Raw genomic sequence first — 17,465 nt, 5'->3', positions numbered from 1 at the left:
CGTAAGCTTAGCGCCAAACGGCCACGCAGGGCTGGCCGTTTCATCGATACCGAAAGGACTATGTCGAAATCAGGATGCCGCGGCGCTCTTTTTGGGGCGCGGCACTGCTGTTTTGGCAATCTGCACCGCGGCTTGGGCTGCGGCCAATCTTGCGATCGGCACGCGGTAGGGAGAGCACGAGACATAGTCGAGGCCGACCTCTTCGCAGAAGCGGATCGAGGCCGGATCGCCGCCATGTTCGCCGCATATGCCGAGCTTGATGTCGGGCCGCGTCGCCCTGCCCTTTTGCGCAGCCATGCGCACCAGTTCGCCGACGCCCTCGATGTCGAGCGAGACGAACGGGTCCTGCTCGATGATGCCTTTCTGCCGATAGGTCTCGAGGAAGGACGCCGCATCGTCGCGCGAGATGCCGAAAGTGGTCTGGGTGAGATCGTTGGTGCCGAAGGAGAAGAACTCGGCCGTAGCGGCGATGACGTGGGCGCGGATCGCCGCGCGCGGCAGCTCGATCATCGTGCCGGTGAGATAGTCGATCTTGACGCCGGTCTCGTCCATGACAGCCTTGGCAACCGCATCGATGCGCGCCTTGACGTAGTCGAGCTCCTTCACCAGGCCGACCAGCGGCACCATGATCTCGGGAACGACCAGCGCGCCGGCCTTCTTGCCGGCCTCGACCGCGGCCTCGAAAATGGCGCGCGCCTGCATCTCGGCGATCTCGGGATAGGAGACGGCGAGACGGCAGCCGCGATGGCCAAGCATCGGGTTGAACTCATGCAGGGCTTCTGTGCGCTGCCTGAGCTTGTCGGGCGAGACGTTCATGGCGGCGGCGACCTCCGCCACCTCCGCTTCCGTCTTGGGCAGGAATTCGTGCAGCGGCGGATCGAGCAGCCGGATCGTCACCGGCAGGCCGGCCATAATCTCGAACAGTTCGAGGAAATCCGAGCGCTGCATCGGCAACAGCTTGGCAAGTGCGGTGCGGCGGTCCTTCTCGGTATCGGCCAGGATCATCTCGCGCATAGCGACGATACGCTCGCCGTCGAAGAACATGTGCTCGGTGCGGCAGAGGCCGATGCCTTCGGCGCCGAAGGAGCGCGCCATGCGCGCATCGAGCGGCGTCTCGGCATTGGTGCGCACCTTCATGCGGCGCACCGCATCGGCCCATTCCATGATGGCGGCGAAATCGCCCGACAGTTCCGGCTGCAGCATCGACACGGCGCCCTTCAGCACCTGGCCGTTGCTGCCATCGATGGTGATGATGTCGCCCTTGCGGAAGGTCTGGCCCATCGACATCAGCGTGCCGGCCTTGTAGTCGACACGCAGCGAGCCGGCGCCCGAAACGCAAGGCTTGCCCATGCCGCGCGCGACCACGGCGGCGTGGCTGGTCATGCCGCCGCGCGTGGTCAGGATGCCTTCCGAAGCATGCATCCCATGAATGTCTTCGGGGCTGGTTTCGATGCGCACCAGGATTGCCTTGCGACCTTGCGTCTTCAGATCCTCGGCATCGCCCGAGGAGAAAACAATCTCGCCGGTCGCCGCGCCCGGAGAAGCCGGCAGGCCGACGCCGATGACATCGCGCGCGGCCTTGGGGTCGATGGTCGGATGCAACAGCTGATCGAGCGAGGCCGGATCGATGCGGGCGACCGCCTCCTCCGTCGTGATCAGCTTGTCGCGCGCCATCTCGACGGCGATCTTCAGCGCCGCCTTGGCGGTGCGTTTGCCGGAACGCGTCTGCAGCATCCACAATTTGCCGCGCTCGATGGTGAATTCGAGGTCCTGCATATCGCGGTAGTGCTGTTCCAGGCGGTCGGAGATGTCGACGAAGGAGCGAAACGCGTCCGGCATCAGTTTCTGCAGCGACGGCTTGTCCGAGCCGGCGGCAATGCGCGCCGCCTCGGTGATGTTCTGCGGCGTGCGGATGCCGGCTACGACATCCTCGCCCTGCGCGTTCACCAGGAACTCGCCATAGAGCATCTTTTCGCCGGTCGAGGGATTGCGGGTGAAGGCGACGCCAGTGGCTGACGTCTCGCCCATATTGCCGAACACCATGGCCTGGACATTGACCGCCGTGCCCCAGCTTTCCGGGATGTCGTGCAGGCGCCGGTAGGTGATGGCGCGGTTGTTCATCCAGCTGGAAAACACCGCGCCGATCGCCCCCCACAGCTGCTCGTGCGGGTCCTGTGGAAACGGCCTGTCGAGCTCCTCCTCGACCTTGGCCTTGTAGAGGGCAATGACGCTCTGCCATTCCTGCGCTGTCAGTTCGGTGTCGAGCTCGTGGCCGAGGCTCGCCTTCTGGTCCTCGAGGATTTCCTCGAACACTTCGTGGTCGAGACCCATGACGACATCGGAATACATCTGGATGAAGCGGCGGTAGCTGTCATAGGCAAAGCGGGCATCGCCGGAATCGGCTGCCAGCGCCTCGACCGTCTCGTCATTGAGGCCGAGATTGAGCACGGTGTCCATCATGCCCGGCATCGAGGCCCTGGCCCCGGAGCGGACCGAGACCAGAAGCAGCTTCGACGGATCGCCGAAACGGCGCCCGGTCAGTTGCCCGATATGGTCCAGCGCCTTGACGACATCGGCCTGCAACGCGGCCGGATAGCTGTTGCCGTTGGCGTAATAGGCGTTGCAGACTTCGGTGGTGAGCGTAAAGCCCGGCGGCACCGGCAGGCCAAGACTGCACATCTCGGCCAGATTGGCGCCTTTGCCACCGAGAAGGTTGCGGTCGCCCGCACGTCCTTCCGCGGCGCCATCGCCGAAGGTGTAGACCCATTTGGTCATGCTCGCCCTCCAAGTTCTCGGAAGATTAGAACCCCGGGGCCAAGACCCGGTTCCCCCGCGCTCCGACCCGAGCGTTATTATGCTGCAGTGCGAAAGGCAAGGTGTGGCAGCGAAGCCCGGCGACTACAATCGATTAAGCAAAAGCTGCGTCGAAAAGACTTGCCGGATCGCTGCCCAGGATATAGAACATATAGGGAACAAGTTGGGAGCAGCGTGATGAAACTCAACGGAAAACTCGACTATCTCGAACTGCCCGCGACCGGCGCGACGCTGGACAGCGTCAAGGCTTTCTACAGCGCCGCCTTCTCGTGGTCGTTCACCGATTACGGGCCGACCTATTCGGCCTTCGGCGAAGGGCTCGATGGCGGCTTCCAGGCCGATGCGGCGGAGGCGCCGGCGAAACCATTGCCGGTGCTCTATTCGCAGGATCTGGAAGCAACGCTCGACGTTGTCGAAAGCGCCGGCGGCACGATCGTCAAGCCGATATTCTCGTTCCCGGGCGGCAGGCGGTTCCATTTCACCGATCCCGCTGGCAACGAGTTGGCGGTCTGGGGCGAATAGCGCGCCCCCGCGCCAAGCGGTGGATCAGTTTTGCACAGTGGCCAACTCGGCATTGAGCTTTCGTGCCGCTCGTCCTATAAGGCCGCGCGCAACGGGCAAAGCTCGCTTGCTGGGGCGTCGCCAAGTGGTAAGGCATCGGTTTTTGGTACCGACATTCCCAGGTTCGAATCCTGGCGCCCCAGCCAAATCACATGCCTTTGGAATCAATGATTTACCGACCTTATCGATGGCTGCCGTCAGGAGCTATCTGACTCCCACGCGACCCCGACTCCGTTGACAGAGCCGGGGCCGTGCGGAGAGGATCAGTAATCGTTGTCGTCCTGGATGACGACGGGATGATGCCGATGATGTCGATAATGGCGATGATGGCTGCGCTCGATCGAGCCGGTCACGATGACCGTATCCCGGCGATGATGTCTGCGGCCGTGGTCGTAGAAGGCAACCGTGCCGTGTCTGCGGTGATGAAGGCGTTGACCCTGGTCATTGATGACCTTTACGCTCCTGTGATGATGTCGATGGTGGGTCGTGATGACCACGTCAGCTTCGGCTGCCGGAGCTATCGTCGGCATGGCAATGAACAGCGCCAAGGCGCTCACGATCATTGTTTTCATTGTAATATCTCCACCTGCTAATTATCCCTTCGCGGGGATAACCGCGTCCCATCCCTTTGGTTCCGAGTAGCGTCGTCGGTCCACGGGCGCGATCAGTGACGGCTGCTCCCGCGCAACACGGCGTGTGAAGGAAGGAATTGCGACAACAGCTCTTGTTGGCAAATTCTGGTGAGCACGCCCTTTCAAGCCGGCCACCAAGGTTACGCAACTCGACAAAGCAGCGCTGCGCACGACCATTCTATGTCGTCGCGTTCGATCTCCTTTATGTGACGGGAAACACTTGTCTTGCGAGGAGGACTGTCGGCACAACTTTTCAGATTTACGAGAATACGACCAATCAGGCCATCTTAGATCGCCTAAGTCGGGCCGTCTCAGATCCCGTAAGAAAGTGCAAGGTAAACCACCGGCGCCAAGATCAGCAGAACCGCGATTCCGATAACCACTGCGATTGCCAGGCGCTCTGTTCGCCTGACAAGTTCAGCGACGTTGTCGTCGTCAGCCGATGGTATGAGGTCAAGAACGGAAGAAACTTCCGCAGGACTGTCGTTGTCGTTTGCGGGTCGGGTGGCGCCGTCACGCACAGATCTCTGGACAAAGGTCACTGTTAGCCTCGCTATTGAAACGCACGCGTTGGCGGTGTCACGACAATCGGGTGCCCGCTAACCTCTCAGGAATGGCGGGCACCCGATTGACCACCGATGAAGGGACTCATGCTCGGCAGCCCGGTTCCAATGTATCGGGAGGGCATAGGTTGCCCGCCTTCAGGCCTATGGCTCCGACGTCAGGACTTCAGTCATACCCTGGTCGGACCTTGGTCTGGCAATCGACGAAGCGATGGCCGCCATTTTGTTTCGACGCAGAAAATGCGGGAACATTAGTAGGCTCTTACGAGTTCACTCCCAGCAACTAGTTCGGGAGAGATACGGTGAACAACATAATCTGGCTCATCGGAGCAGTCGTTATCGTGATTGCGATACTGAGCTTCCTGGGCTTCCGATAAACGTGGCAGCTGAATTGCGGTCGGAGCCTATTGCCATCTGTGCCTTATAGGCATCGCTTTCGCGTTGGCCGGGCGCTTTGCATGTGGGCTTTGGCGTTCGCTCTCAGGTGGTGCTTAAATTCCTTCTCTTCGAACCTTACAGAATGCGCGTCGCAAGCAGGTCGCAAGGGCGACGGTCCTGTTGCAACAGTCGGATCGACGCCATCGCCGACGAAATCAACAAAGCATGCTGCGTCAGCTCGCCTCGCGCATCGCCTCGGCGGCCTGCAGATCGACCGAGACCAGTTGGCTGACGCCCTGCTCGGCCATGGTCACGCCGAACAGGCGGTTCATGCGCGCCATCGTGATCGGGTTGTGGGTGATGATGACGAAGCGCGTCTCGGTGGTCGCGGCCATTTCGTCCATAAGGTTGCAGAAGCGTTCGACATTGTGATCGTCGAGCGGCGCGTCGACTTCGTCGAGCACGCAGATCGGCGCCGGATTGGTCAGGAACACGGCAAAGATAAGCGACATCGCCGTCAGCGCCTGCTCGCCGCCGGACAGCAGCGTCATGGTCTGCGGCTTCTTGCCGGGCGGACGGGCCAGGATTTCGAGCCCGGCTTCGAGCGGGTCGTCGGATTCGATCAGCTGCAATTCGGCCGTGCCGCCACCGAACAGATGCGAGAACAGCCGCTGGAAATGGCCGTTGACCACCTCGAAAGCGGCAAGCAGCCGTTCGCGGCCTTCGCGGTTCAGGCTCTGGATCGCTTGCCTCAGTTTGCGGATTGCCTCGATGATGTCCTCGCGCTCGGAAACGATGGCCTCCAGCCGGTCCGACAATTCCTTCTGCTCTTCCTCGGCGCGCAGATTGACGGCGCCGAGCCGCTCGCGCTCAACCTTCAGCCGGTCGAGCTGGCGCTCGATCTCGGCCATTTCGGGCATCGGGCTGTCGGCTTCCAGGCCAGTATGGCGAATGACCAGATGCGGCGGCGTGTTCAGCGTTTCCTGGATGCGCGCCTCGACCTCGAGCCGGCGCTCATCGGCGGCGGTCAAACGCTCTTCGGCGCGGACGCGGGTTTCGCGGGAATCGGCCAGCGACTGGATCGCCGCGGTGGCGGCCTTGTCCAGCTCGGCCTGCTTGTTCTCGGCCTCCTGCAAGCGGTCGGCGGCCGCCTTGCGCAAGGTCTCTGCCTCGGTCAGCTGCGACAGCAGCGCGCGCCGCCTGGCGTCGATCTCGTCGGGGGCGTCGGCCAGCGTTTCGCGCTCGGCCTCGGCCTCGGCCCTGCGCTCGCCGAGAGAGGCGATCTGGGTCGAGGCGTTTTCGGCCCGCTGCAGCCAGTTGCTGCGCTCGGCGCCGATGGCATCGAGCCGGCGCGTGCGCGCCTCGGCTTCGCGGCGCAGGCCTTCATGGACGGCACGCGCGTCGGCCAAGGTTGCGCGATCGCGGCTGACATTGGCGGCGGTCTGTTCGAGCTGAAGTTGCAGGTCGCCGAGATCGGGGGCGTCCTGCAGCAGCATTTCGGCCTCGGCGAAGGCGGCGGCCGTCTCTTCATGGCTGTCGACGATGCGCGCGCGCGCCTCGTCGAGCGCGGCGCGGCGGCTTGCCAATTCGCCGCCGGCCTTTTCGGCCTCGGCCAAGGCGTTGCGGGCGGCGTCCAGGCCGTGCTGGGCATCGCGCCCTGCCTGGCGGGCATTGCGTTCGGCCTCGCTCGCCTGGCGCAGCGCCTGTTCGGCCTGGGCAAGGGCGGCTTCGGCCTCGCGAACGATCTGCGCCGCCTGCACCGCCTCGGCATCGAGCTCGGCCAGCCGGTTCTTCTGCGCCAGCCTTTGCGCCGCCGCGGTCGGTGCATCGGCGCTGGCGGTCAGCCCGTCCCAGCGCCACAGCGCGCCATCGCGGCTGACCAGCCGCTGGCCGGGCGCAAGCAGCGTCTGCAGGCGGCGGCCATTAGCCGCGTCGACAATGCCGATCTGCGCCAGTCGGCGGGCAAGCTGCGAAGGCGCGCGCACCACGCTGGCGAGGCTCTTGATGCCTTCCGGCAAGGCCGCATCGCCTGGTTGAACCTGGCTTTCGCCCCAATGCACCGGCGCGCTGCGGTCGAGCGGCACGTCGAGGTCCTCGCCAAGCGCAGCACCAAGGGCCGTCTCATAGCCGCGTTCGACGCTGAGTTGCTCCAGCACCGACGGGAAAAGATCGCCGCTGGCGGCATTGAGGATCTTGGCCAGCGTGCGGGCTTCGGTCTCGATGCCGGCGAGTTCGGCCCTGGCATCCTGCAGCGGCGGACGGGCGGCACTCTCGGTGGCGCGCGCCTCGGCGACCGCCTGTTCGGCAGCAATGGCGCCGGCCTCGGCTTCCTCCAGCCGGGCGAGCGCGTCCTCGACCAGAGCACGTTTTTCGGCCGGGTCAGGCAAGCCCGCAACCTTCGACACAATTTCGGACAATTCGCGGTCGACGTCGGCCAGCTGGCGGGCAAAGCGGTCGCGGCGTTCGGCGTTTTCGCGCAGCGTGCGCTCGATCTGATTGCGCGAGGCGGCAGCCTCCGCGCGTTCGGCGGTCAGCGCAGCGAGCTTTGCTTCGCTTGTGACAAGCGTTGCGCCGGCCTGCTCGAAAGCGGCCCGCGTCGTGGCTTCGCGCTCGGCGGCGCCGGCATTTTCGGAGTTGAGTGTCGCTTCTTCCTCGCGCAGGCGCTCAAGAATATCCGCATTGTCGCGCACCATGCGCTCCTCGCGGGCGATGTCGCCGTCGAGCTGCTGCAGCCGGCGCTCCAGTTCGGCCTGGCGGGCGCGGATGCGGCCAGCCTCCTCCTCGATCTGAGCCTTGGCGATCGACAGGCGCTGGAAGGCGGCAGCCGCGGCGGCCTCGGCATCGCGCAGATCGGGCAGCCGGTGGGCGCCGACGCCTTGCTCACGGGCGGCAGCCATCTGGGCGGCGGCGCGGTCGCCGACCAGAGCTGTGGCAACCGCCAATGCCGAACGCGCATCGCCCTCCTGGGTTTTGGCCAAAGTCCAGCGCAGATGCAAGAGCGTGGCTTCCGCCTTACGGATATCGGCCGACAGGTTCTTGAAGCGCGATGCCTGGCGCGCCTGGCGCTTAAGGCTTTCGATCTGGCTCTCAAGTTCGCCGACGACATCGTCCAGCCGTTCCAGATTTTGTTCGGCCGCCTTCAGCCGAAGCTCGGCCTCGTGACGGCGCGTGTGCAGGCCGGAAATGCCGGCGGCCTCTTCGAGCAGCGCGCGGCGCGCCTGCGGCTTGGCCTGGATCAGTTCGCCGATGCGGCCCTGTCCGACCATGGAAGGCGAGCGCGCGCCGGTCGACTGGTCGGCGAACAGAAGCTGCACGTCCTTGGCGCGGGCTTCCTTGCCGTTGATGCGGTAGAGCGAGCCGGCTTCGCGCTCGATTCGGCGCGACACTTGCAATTCATCGGCGTCGTTGAAGGCGGCGGGCGCGGTCCGGTCGCTATTGTCGAGGAACAGCGTGACTTCGGCGGTGTTGCGGGCCGGGCGCGTTCCCGAGCCGGAAAAGATCACGTCGTCCATGCCGGACGCGCGCATGTTCTTGTATGAGCTTTCGCCCATCACCCAGCGCATCGCCTCGACAAGGTTCGACTTGCCGCAGCCATTCGGCCCGACAATGCCGGTCAGGCCGCGTTCGATGACGAACTCGCCGGGTTCGACGAAGGACTTGAAGCCGAGGAGGCGAAGGCGCGAAAACTTCATTCGCGACTGCCTGGAAGGCACAAAGGTGCGCTGACGCCGAAGCGCAGTCGCTCCGGCGCCGCCTGGACGTCAGAGCAGAGGGTCGATGATGGCCGATATTTCCTCAATCGACATCGCACCTTTGTAGGTTTTCCCGTTGATGAAGAAGGTCGGTGTCGAGTCGACCTTGAATTCATCGGCGCCGCGCTTCTGGACTGATCTCACATCGTCCAGAAGTTTCTGGTCCGTCAAGCAGGCCTCGAAGGACTCCTGTGTAAAACCGGCGAGCTTGGAGATCTGCAGCAGCGCATCCTTGGTATTGTTGACGCCCACCCAGTTGGCCTGCTGCTTGAACAGCACGTCGACCATCGGGAAATAATTGTCCTTCGAACAGCGCGCCAGCATGAAACCGGCCTCGGCGCTCGGATCGAACGGGAATTCGCGCAGGATGTAACGCGCCTTGCCGGTGTCGATGTATTTGGTCTTCAACTCAGGGAAGGTGGTCGCGGCGAAATGCGCACAATGCGGGCAGGTCATCGAAGCATATTCGACGATGGTGACCTTGGCGTCATCCTTGCCGAGCTGCTTGTCGGGCAAAGCGCCGGGCTTCAGCAGTTCGGCCATGTCGACATTGCCGGAAGACTCCGGGACCTTGACGGCGGCCGGAGTGGCAGGCGTCGAAGCAGGCGCGGGAGCCGCAGGCTTCACATCCGCTGCTTTGGCATCCTCGCCTGAATCGCTGCATGCGGCGAGCATAGCCACTGCCGGAATGACGGCCAGCGAAGACAGGAGGTTTCTGCGGGACAAGCTACGGTTCATGCGAATCACCTGACTGTGGTTTGATTTTGCAACGCAAAGGCTAGAAAAGGCGAGAGTTGGCGGGAATTAAGGCATCGCCGTCCCCATTCCAATCGCCAAACTCTACATGCAGGATCACGAATGCGCGAGATAGATGACGCGTTCATGACCGACTGATTACCGGTTGATTACCTTGGCCGCTTCCTTTGGCCAAGAATTGTGGCGCCAAGACGCTCCAGCGAGGCGCGCAAGCCTTCATCCTCGATCTTGCCGACGGTATCGGACAATTTGGCCTTTTCGACAGAAGTCAGTGCTCTCGGCGTCGGTTTCGGCCGGGCTTTGTCCCTCAGCACCGGCTTTTGCACGATCCGGATCCTGCCGATCGCGTTGAAGCCGAGAAAGGCATTGACGCGGTTGATGATCTCGCCGGTCTCGTGCTGTAGGTGCAGCGCGGCCATGCCCTCGCAGGCGATGACCAGCACCGCCGGCTCGAACGGATCGTCCTCATGCATGCGGCGCGGCCACTGGATTTTTTCGGGGCGCGAATGGCCGGCGAGCCTGGGGCCGGCGATCTCTTCCCATGACTGCACCAGCCCGATCGAAATGCCGGCCCGCTTGCGCAGCACGGGGTCGAGGATCGCGGTCGCGAGATCGCTCACCGGAACGGGATTGCCGTAAGGCGTTCTCCCTGCCATGTACGTTCTCCAGCCACGCTCCTCACCAGCCTAGAGCCAGCCCGCGATCAATGGCACTGCACGAACAGACCCGCAAGGCCGCATCCGGACCAACTCTATCGGGAGAGATCGCCGCGCGTCTGCTTGCCTGGTACGACGCGCACCATCGCGAACTGCCGTGGCGGATCACGCCGCACGCCGCGGCCGGCGGTGCACGGCCGGACCCCTATCGCATCTGGCTTTCGGAAGTGATGCTGCAGCAGACCACGGTCGAAGCGGTAAAATCCTATTTTCGCGCCTTTGTCGAGAAATGGCCTGATGTGAAGGCGCTGGCGGCTGCGCCGGCCGAGGATGTGATGAAGGCCTGGGCCGGGCTCGGCTATTATTCACGGGCGCGCAACCTCAAGGCCTGCGCCGATCTGGTTGCGAGCCAGGGCGGCCGTTTTCCCGACAACGAAACGGGATTGAGGGAATTGCCGGGGATCGGCGCCTATACGGCGGCGGCGATCGCGGCGATCGCCTTCGACCGTCCGGCGGCGGTCGTCGACGGCAATGTCGAACGTGTCATCTCGCGGCTCTATTCGATCGCAACGCCGCTCAGCGAGGCAAAGCCTGAAATCCGCGCGCTCGTCGCAAGACTGGTTCCGCAGACAAGGCCGGGCGACTTCGCCCAGGCAATGATGGACCTTGGCGCCACGATCTGCACGCCAAGACGGCCGCGCTGCATGCTGTGCCCGGTGCGCGAGGATTGCAGCGCCATCCTGTCCGGCGACCCCGAGCGCTTTCCGGTCCGCCTGCCCAAGGTCGACAAACCACTCAGGCGGGGTGCCGCCTTCGTCGCCGAGCGCGGCGACGGCGCCATCCTGTTGCGCAAGCGGCCTGACAAGGGCCTGCTCGGCGGCATGACCGAGGTGCCGACCACAGGTTGGACAGCGCGGATCGACGGTGCAACCACTTCGGAGGCAGCGCCCTTCCCTGCCGACTGGCGGCGCGCTGGAGAGATCGCGCATGTCTTCACCCATTTCGCGCTCGAGCTCGAAGTTTTTCACGCTCAAGTGAAAAGTGATGCGCCGGAAGGGCATTTCTGGTCGCTGGCCCATGACATTTCCGGAGAAGCGCTGCCGACCGTCATGAAAAAGGTCATCGAAGCAGCGATACCGGGCGCAACCAAAAAACACCGCCCAATTGACTAGCATTCGCTTTGAAAGGCCAGAAATGACTGAAATCCGCCATATCGTGTTCGACATCGGCCGCGTCTTGCTCCACTACGATCCGAACATTCCGTTCAGCCGCCTCATTCCCGATGCCGAAGAGCGCAAGTGGTTCTTCGACAATGTCTGCACGCATGACTGGAACATCGAGCAGGATCGTGGCCGGACGTGGGAAGAGGCGGAAGCGCTGCTGATCGCGGATTACCCGGATCATGCTGAAAACATTCGCAATTTCCGGCGCTATTGGAACGACATGGTGCCGCATGCCTATGAGGACAGCGTCGCCATCATGCTCGGCCTGATCGAGAGCGGCCGCGACGTGACCATGCTGACGAACTTCGCCGCCGACACGCTTGCCGAGGCAAGACTGCGCTTCGATTTCCTTAGCCGCCCGCGCGGCGTGACCGTGTCGGCCGATATCCGTGAGATCAAGCCCGACCGCGCCATCTACGACCATCACGTCGCCGCGTTCGGTCTCGAACCGTCAGCCACGCTGTTCATCGACGACAGCCCCAGAAATGTCGATGGCGCCAGGGCCGCCGGCTGGCAGTCGGTGCTGTTCACGGATGCAAAAACGCTGCGGGCAGATCTTGCGGGGTATGGGATCGCGGTGTGAATGCGCGGAGGGCCGAAGTAACGCTCTATGGCGCCCCCCTCTGGCCTGCCGGCCATCTCCCCCTCAAGGGGGGAGATCAGCAGCCGCTGCGGCCGTTCTCACCTTGCAAGATCAAAAATTGGCGAAAGCGTTGATGACAGCAATCTCCCCCCTTGAGGGGGAGATGCCCGGCAGGGCAGAGGGGGGCCGTCGTAGAGCGCCGAATTTAAACCTTGAATCTCAAGCCCCTGCCCGTTCCATGCCGAGCCTGGCGATGCGGCGCAGTTCGTCGATCGGGGTCAGGCCGCCCGAGCGCTCATAGTGCCAGAAGGTCCAGCCATTGCAGGCGTCCAGGCCCTGCACTTCGGCGCCGATCTTGTGGATCGAGCCGGCGCTGTCGCCGATCGCCACCGTGCCGTCGGCGCGTACCTTGGCCGACCAGCGCTTCTTGGCATCGTAAAGCGTGGCGCCGGGCTGCATAAGCCCGGTATCGATGAGGCTGACAAAGGCGACGCGCGGCTCGGCGCGCTTGCCGGTGAGCACGGTGAGATCGGCGGTTTCCAGCGGCCGCACGGCATCGATGCGCTCATTGGCGGCGTCGATATAGGCCTGCTCGCGCTCGATGCCGACGAAATGGCGGCCAAGCCGCTTGGCCACGGCGCCGGTTGTGCCGGATCCGAAGAACGGGTCGAGCACGATGTCGCCCGGCTTGGTCGAGGCCATCATGATGCGGGCGAGCAGCGCTTCCGGCTTCTGCGTCGGATGCAGCTTGTCGCCATTGTCGTTCTTCAGCCGCTCGCCGCCAGTGCAGATCGGGAACAGCCAGTCGGAGCGCATCTGGATGTCGTCGTTCGATGCCTTCATGGCTTCGTAATTGAAGGTATAGCCCTTGCCCTTCTGGTCGCGCGAAGCCCAGATCATGGTCTCATGCGCGTTCTGGAAGCGGCGACCGCGGAAATTCGGCATAGGGTTGGTCTTGCGCCAGACGACATCGTTGAGGATCCAGAAGCCGAGATCCTGCATCTTGGCGCCGACGCGGAAGATGTTGTGGTAGGAGCCGATAACCCAGATGGTGCCATTCGGCTTCAGCACGCGGCGTGCCGCCAGGAGCCAGGCGCGGGTGAAGGCGTCATAGGCCTCGAAACTCTCGAACTGGTCCCAGTCATCGTCGACGGCGTCGACCTTGGACTGGTCGGGCCGGTGCAAATCGCCGTCGAGCTGCAGATTGTAAGGCGGATCGGCGAAGATGACGTCGATGGATTTTTCCGGCAGCCGGTCGAGCGCGGCGACACAATCGCCCTTGAGGATCGTGTCCAGCCACTCGGATTGCTGGGGGGCGTGGGAGAGGTCGGCGAGAAGACGCACGGCAGACATTTTTACACCCAAGGCACGCGTTACTGTTTACTCCCCGTTATGGTTACCGATCAGCGTAAATATTCGGTGAAGGACGCAACGGTCTAGGCAGCCCTGACGTCGTCAATTTGCGCAGCCCGGCCCGTTGGTGTATGTCGCGCCGCTTGAGCCTTGCCGGGCCTCCATCACCCTCCTCGTTCGGATTGCCATGCCCCAGCCAGATCTTGTCATCTTCGATTGCGACGGCGTGCTCGTCGATTCCGAAATCATCGCAGCCCGCGTCGAGGCCGAATTGCTGACCTTGGCCGGATATGAAATTTCGGCTGAGGAATACGCCGAAACCTATGCCGGACTGACCTTCAAGGACATCATGATGCGGGTCGAGCAAAAATCCGCCATCCCGTTCCAGGCCTCGATGATCGACCGGGCCGAAGAGCTGGTCGACCGCAAACTGCGCAGCGACGTGCGCGCCATCGACGGCGTGCGCGAGGCGGTCGCCGCGGTCACCGCGCCGCGCTGCGTCTGCTCGAACTCACGCTTGGAGCGGATCGAGTTCATGCTCGAGAAAGTGGGCCTGCTGCCGTTCTTCGCCGGCCGGATTTTTTCAGCGCTGGAAATACCAAGCAAGAAAACCAAGCCCGCGCCGGATGTGTTCCTGATTGCGGCGGAGCAACTCAACGCCAATCCGGCAAACACCTTCGTCATCGAGGATTCGGTGCACGGCGTCACCGGCGCCAGGGCCGCCGGCATGCGCGTGATCGGCTTCACCGGCGCCGCGCACAGCTATCCCGGCCATGCCGATGTGCTGACCGAAGCCGGAGCCGAAACCGTCATCCGCCGCTGGGCCGAACTGAAAAGTGTGATTGCCGCTCTGTCGGAGTGGTCGGACGCCTGAACCGATCAGCCCTTGGCTTTGGCCGACCTGGCCGGTTTCTTCTTAGCCCTGTTGTAGGCAATCGCGGCGCGGACGAGCGCTTTCAGCGCATCCGCATCGATCACGCCGCCCTCCGACACATCGATGGCGCGCCACACCTTGCCGTTGAGCCCGTTGTTGAACAGCCTGTCGGGATCCGGCAGGCTGGCGCCGTGAGAAAAGGTCAGCTTCACCTTGTCCTTGTGAGCGTTGCCGACGGCGATCATGCCGTCGCGTGACCATACCGGGCTGCCCATCCACTTCCACTCCTCGATGATTTCCGGGTCGGCGTCGAGGATGGTCTTGCGCAGGCTGGCCAACGTCTTGCCCCGCCAATCGTCCAGCTCCCGGATTCGGGCATCTATCCGCTCGGAGGCAGAGGCGCCTCCCTCGTCCTTGCTCGACATGCTGATCTTCATGGTCTGCCTCCGTTCACATCTTCTCGCCGGGCAATCGGCTGGCCTGCTTCACCCAGGAGGCGAAGTGGGCTTCGTCGATCTCTTCGCCTTCATGGATGTCGAGATACCGCACTTCCTTTTGCCTGGAACCGCCGGGAGGCACAGGATCGAGCGACGTGCCGCGAAAGAAGGCGACTTTGACGTATCTGGTGAAGCAATGCAGGCTGAGGAACCAACCGTCCCCCTCGATGCCATAGAAAGGTGAGTTCCACTTCACCGCCTTGTAGACGCCGGGGACGGCGCTGACGATAAGTGCGTCGATCCGGCGCCCGACATCGCTTTTCCAGCCCGGCATGGCGGCAATATATACCTGCACCGGAGCGTCCCCATAGACCTTAGGGATCTGCGGGTTGCCGCCCGAAAGCAGGACCGGCTTTTCCGGCTTGTCTGGGGCCGGTTTTGCGACCTTCGATTTTCCCGGCGCCTTGGCCATGTCCTACCCTTGCGCGCCCTGCTCGCCACGCGATCTCGCGACGTAAGGCAGCACGAACATATAGAGGCCGCTGAACAGCAGCAGGAATAGCGGCAGCAGCGGCGAATAGACCACCCAGGCCGGAGGTTGCCCGAACGCCATGGTGATGAAATTGGCTGCCACGGTCAGCGTGAAGATGATCGACAGCCAACGATGGGTTTGACGTATCCATTTGCTCAAGTTCATTGCAACTTCCTCTTGAAACCAGCGCCTACCAACGCGCCAGTTGGGTGATCTGGATGAGATTGCCGCAGCTGTCGTTGAGCTGGGCGATAGTCGAGCCGGTCACTTCTGTCGGCGCCATGGCGAACGCACCGCCGCGTCCCTTGATGCGCTCGTAATCACCCTTGACGTCGTCGGTGAACAGCATGAGCGCGGGCTGCCCCTGCTTGAAGATGGCCTGCTGGTAGGCCTTGGCGGCCGGGTTGTCGTTGAGCGCCAGCTGTAGCTCGGCTCCCTCGGGCTCATCGGGTGAGATGACGGTCAGCCAACGAAAAGGCCCATTGCTGAAGTCGGCCTTCACGGCAAAGCCCAGCACGTCGGTGTAGAAGCGCAGTGCGTTGTCCTGGTTGTCCACATAGACGCTGGTCAGCTTGATCTTCATCGATTTACTCCTTTTTGCATTCGGTGCCCCGCGATCAGGGCATGGTACCGGCAGGCTTCAATCCGGCTTCGCCAGGATCTGCTCCAGCTTGGTGAGGAATTGCTGCCACCCGGCCCTGGCGCCGCCATAGGCCTGCTTCTGGCTCGGATGGAAGCCCGACTGCTCGACGCGCAGATGGGTTCCCGAGCTCGTGGGTGTGAGCGTGAACGTCACCACGCTCGTCAGATTGTAGGCGGCATCCTCATGCGCAAAATCCCAGCTGTAGGACAGCGTCCTGTTTTGCTCGATGGCCAGCACCTCGCAGTCGAGCACGCCGCCCCAGTCGCCGCGAAGATTGAAGCTGTGGCCGACGACAGGCTTGAAATCGTTCTTCATGAGCCATTCCTCAATCAGATGCGGCTGCGTCAACGCGCGCCAGATCTTCTCCGCCGGCCAGGATATTTCACGTTCGACGACGACGGTGCGCAGCTCGGGATTGCTCACTGGTCCATCCTTTTCAGCAGGCTCTCGAGATCATCGAAGCGGCTCTCCCAGAATCCAGTCATTTGAACTGTCCAGTCGGTCAGCGGGCCAAGTGCCGCGGGCTGGGCGCTGTAGTGGGTCTGGCGTCCGGCGTGGCGGTCACGCACCAGGCCGGCCAGCTTCAGGACGCCGAGATGCTTCGACACCGCTGGTTGCGAGACCCCGGACTGCGCCGTCAGCGCCCCCACGGTCTGCTCACCTTGGCGGCACAAGCGCTCGAAGATGGCCCGCCGAGTCGGGTCGGCAAGCGTTCTGAACAAAGTATCGTGGGCGTCCGGCATCGGGATCAATAACCTGCGAGCTATTGATTGACGTATAACCGCCGGGATATGGATGAGTCAAGTGCGCTGGCGGAATGGATCGAGATTAAAGCGCAGACGCGACCTGCCGCAGGCGCACGCCTGCAGGATTACGATCGGATCGTTTGGATCTTTCAAAGAGTTGACCGGCACCGTCGCAGCAGCGACGGCGCCCAGGCGCTTAGTTCGTCGCGGGAGCGCGCTTCTTTTTCTTGCCGGACTTCTTGTCCGCCGCCGCCGGCGCGGTGTCGTCATAGCCGGCATAGACAGTGTAATCCCGGGCGGAGGGTTCGGGCACGACGACGTTGGGATCGGTGAACACGAACTGGGTGGCGGTCGAGGGATCGCTGACCTGGATCTGATAGGGGTGGATCTGCGAATAAAGTACGTCGGGGCCGTGCATGACGGCAATGCGGATCGGCATGGTGATGGTGCCGGGGGCGAACAGCGGTCCCGGCACGATCTTGCCGGCAACCCCAACCTTCATCGTCAACTGGCCGTTGGCACGGCTGCAATCGCGGCTCACATCGCTGATCGAGGCCTGGTAGATGATCTTGGCCGGATCCTTGTTCGGATCGACGATGGAGCCGTCAGGCGCCGTCTGCGCGGCGGCAGCGGCCTCGGCATCCTGTGTTGCATCAGCCTTTTTCTTTTTCGGCTGCGGCGCGCCCTTGGCGTAGGTATTGAAGTATGCGGTGCCGTCACGCACCGTCACTTTCGGGCAGTAGGCCTGCAACTGGCTGGCGAGAACCTTGGGATCCTGAGGCGGTATTGGCGCATTCGGGTCGGTCTTCTTGCCGAAACCGAGATTGAGGATGCCATTGTCGCTCGATTGGCAACCGGCGGCGGCAAGCATAAAGCCCGTTAGCGCCAGACCCGCGACAAAGCGACGGTTGAACCTATGAAACGCCATGAAACTGCACTTCCCTCTCGCAAAGTTGGTGACG

General features: G+C 63.0%; 17 protein-coding genes and 1 tRNA gene. 5 read left to right on the top strand and 13 right to left on the bottom strand.

From position 1 onward, the window contains the following. Window positions 1-69: 69 nt before the first annotated feature. A complete protein-coding gene (gene ppdK / locus NKK52_RS02900) occupies window positions 70-2,775 on the bottom strand; it encodes a pyruvate, phosphate dikinase (protein ID WP_023684609.1) in 2,706 nt (901 codons plus the stop codon). Window positions 2,776-2,991: 216 nt separating this feature from the next. Between ppdK and NKK52_RS02895 the strand changes: the two genes are divergently transcribed. Then, window positions 2,992-3,336 carry a VOC family protein gene (locus NKK52_RS02895; protein WP_023670692.1) on the top strand — a complete coding sequence of 115 codons (345 nt, stop codon included), beginning with the start codon at window positions 2,992-2,994 and terminating at the stop codon, window positions 3,334-3,336. 110 nt (window positions 3,337-3,446) lie between these two features. Further along, a tRNA-Gln gene (locus NKK52_RS02890) sits at window positions 3,447-3,521 on the top strand. A gap of 117 nt (window positions 3,522-3,638) precedes the next feature. Here the strand turns inward: NKK52_RS02890 and NKK52_RS02885 are convergent. The 4 genes from NKK52_RS02885 to NKK52_RS02870 all read right to left on the bottom strand — a co-directional run bounded on the left by NKK52_RS02885 (window position 3,639) and on the right by NKK52_RS02870 (window position 10,112). Continuing rightward, window positions 3,639-3,947, bottom strand: coding sequence for a hypothetical protein (locus NKK52_RS02885; RefSeq protein WP_023684610.1), 309 nt, complete (start codon window positions 3,945-3,947; stop codon window positions 3,639-3,641). Window positions 3,948-5,181: 1,234 nt separating this feature from the next. Next, window positions 5,182-8,640: a chromosome segregation protein SMC gene (gene smc / locus NKK52_RS02880; protein ID WP_352628219.1), complete on the bottom strand. Its 3,459-nt coding sequence runs from the start codon at window positions 8,638-8,640 to the stop codon at window positions 5,182-5,184. A gap of 69 nt (window positions 8,641-8,709) precedes the next feature. After that, complete coding sequence (locus tag NKK52_RS02875) at window positions 8,710-9,438, bottom strand: DsbA family protein (RefSeq protein ID WP_023692056.1); 729 nt, start codon at window positions 9,436-9,438, stop codon at window positions 8,710-8,712. A 167-nt stretch (window positions 9,439-9,605) separates the two neighbouring features. Further along, window positions 9,606-10,112 carry a DUF721 domain-containing protein gene (locus NKK52_RS02870; protein WP_023687168.1) on the bottom strand — a complete coding sequence of 169 codons (507 nt, stop codon included), beginning with the start codon at window positions 10,110-10,112 and terminating at the stop codon, window positions 9,606-9,608. Between the two features lie 50 nt (window positions 10,113-10,162). Between NKK52_RS02870 and mutY the strand changes: the two genes are divergently transcribed. After that, the gene (mutY, locus tag NKK52_RS02865; RefSeq protein ID WP_023685439.1) at window positions 10,163-11,284 is read left to right on the top strand and encodes an A/G-specific adenine glycosylase; all 1,122 of its coding nucleotides are present in this window, start codon (window positions 10,163-10,165) and stop codon (window positions 11,282-11,284) included. Window positions 11,285-11,306: 22 nt separating this feature from the next. Then, window positions 11,307-11,918, top strand: coding sequence for an HAD family hydrolase (locus NKK52_RS02860; protein ID WP_023685438.1), 612 nt, complete (start codon window positions 11,307-11,309; stop codon window positions 11,916-11,918). 219 nt (window positions 11,919-12,137) lie between these two features. Here the strand turns inward: NKK52_RS02860 and NKK52_RS02855 are convergent, their stop codons facing one another. Further along, on the bottom strand, window positions 12,138-13,271 hold the full coding sequence (locus tag NKK52_RS02855) for a site-specific DNA-methyltransferase (protein ID WP_023668392.1): 1,134 nt from the start codon (window positions 13,269-13,271) through the stop codon (window positions 12,138-12,140). A gap of 187 nt (window positions 13,272-13,458) precedes the next feature. On the opposite strand from NKK52_RS02855, the gene NKK52_RS02850 reads away from it, so the two are divergent. Continuing rightward, on the top strand, window positions 13,459-14,145 hold the full coding sequence (locus NKK52_RS02850; protein ID WP_023685437.1) for an HAD family hydrolase: 687 nt from the start codon (window positions 13,459-13,461) through the stop codon (window positions 14,143-14,145). Window positions 14,146-14,150: 5 nt separating this feature from the next. On the opposite strand, the gene NKK52_RS02845 is transcribed toward NKK52_RS02850, so the two are convergent. The 7 genes from NKK52_RS02845 to NKK52_RS02815 form a co-directional block, all read right to left on the bottom strand. Continuing rightward, window positions 14,151-14,582: a DUF1801 domain-containing protein gene (locus tag NKK52_RS02845; RefSeq protein ID WP_023685436.1), complete on the bottom strand. Its 432-nt coding sequence runs from the start codon at window positions 14,580-14,582 to the stop codon at window positions 14,151-14,153. Window positions 14,583-14,595: 13 nt separating this feature from the next. Next, window positions 14,596-15,054 carry a DUF1801 domain-containing protein gene (locus tag NKK52_RS02840; RefSeq protein ID WP_023685435.1) on the bottom strand — a complete coding sequence of 153 codons (459 nt, stop codon included), beginning with the start codon at window positions 15,052-15,054 and terminating at the stop codon, window positions 14,596-14,598. Between the two features lie 3 nt (window positions 15,055-15,057). Beyond that, on the bottom strand, window positions 15,058-15,279 hold the full coding sequence (locus NKK52_RS02835; RefSeq protein WP_023668396.1) for a hypothetical protein: 222 nt from the start codon (window positions 15,277-15,279) through the stop codon (window positions 15,058-15,060). Window positions 15,280-15,304: 25 nt separating this feature from the next. Continuing rightward, window positions 15,305-15,697, bottom strand: coding sequence for a VOC family protein (locus tag NKK52_RS02830; protein ID WP_023668397.1), 393 nt, complete (start codon window positions 15,695-15,697; stop codon window positions 15,305-15,307). Window positions 15,698-15,754: 57 nt separating this feature from the next. After that, window positions 15,755-16,180, bottom strand: coding sequence for an SRPBCC family protein (locus NKK52_RS02825; protein ID WP_023685434.1), 426 nt, complete (start codon window positions 16,178-16,180; stop codon window positions 15,755-15,757). Then, the gene (locus tag NKK52_RS02820) at window positions 16,177-16,500 is read right to left on the bottom strand and encodes an ArsR/SmtB family transcription factor (protein ID WP_023668399.1); all 324 of its coding nucleotides are present in this window, start codon (window positions 16,498-16,500) and stop codon (window positions 16,177-16,179) included. The genes NKK52_RS02825 and NKK52_RS02820 overlap by 4 nt, the downstream gene beginning before the upstream one ends. Window positions 16,501-16,699: 199 nt before the next feature. Continuing rightward, window positions 16,700-17,431, bottom strand: coding sequence for a hypothetical protein (locus tag NKK52_RS02815; RefSeq protein ID WP_031204370.1), 732 nt, complete (start codon window positions 17,429-17,431; stop codon window positions 16,700-16,702). Window positions 17,432-17,465: the final 34 nt, after the last annotated feature.

It is taken from the genome of Mesorhizobium sp. C277A, from assembly GCF_040324395.1.
Taxonomy (GTDB): Bacteria; Pseudomonadota; Alphaproteobacteria; order Rhizobiales; family Rhizobiaceae; genus Mesorhizobium.
Note: the sequence above shows the minus strand (reverse complement) of the source record. Positions and strands in the feature narration are given on the sequence as shown.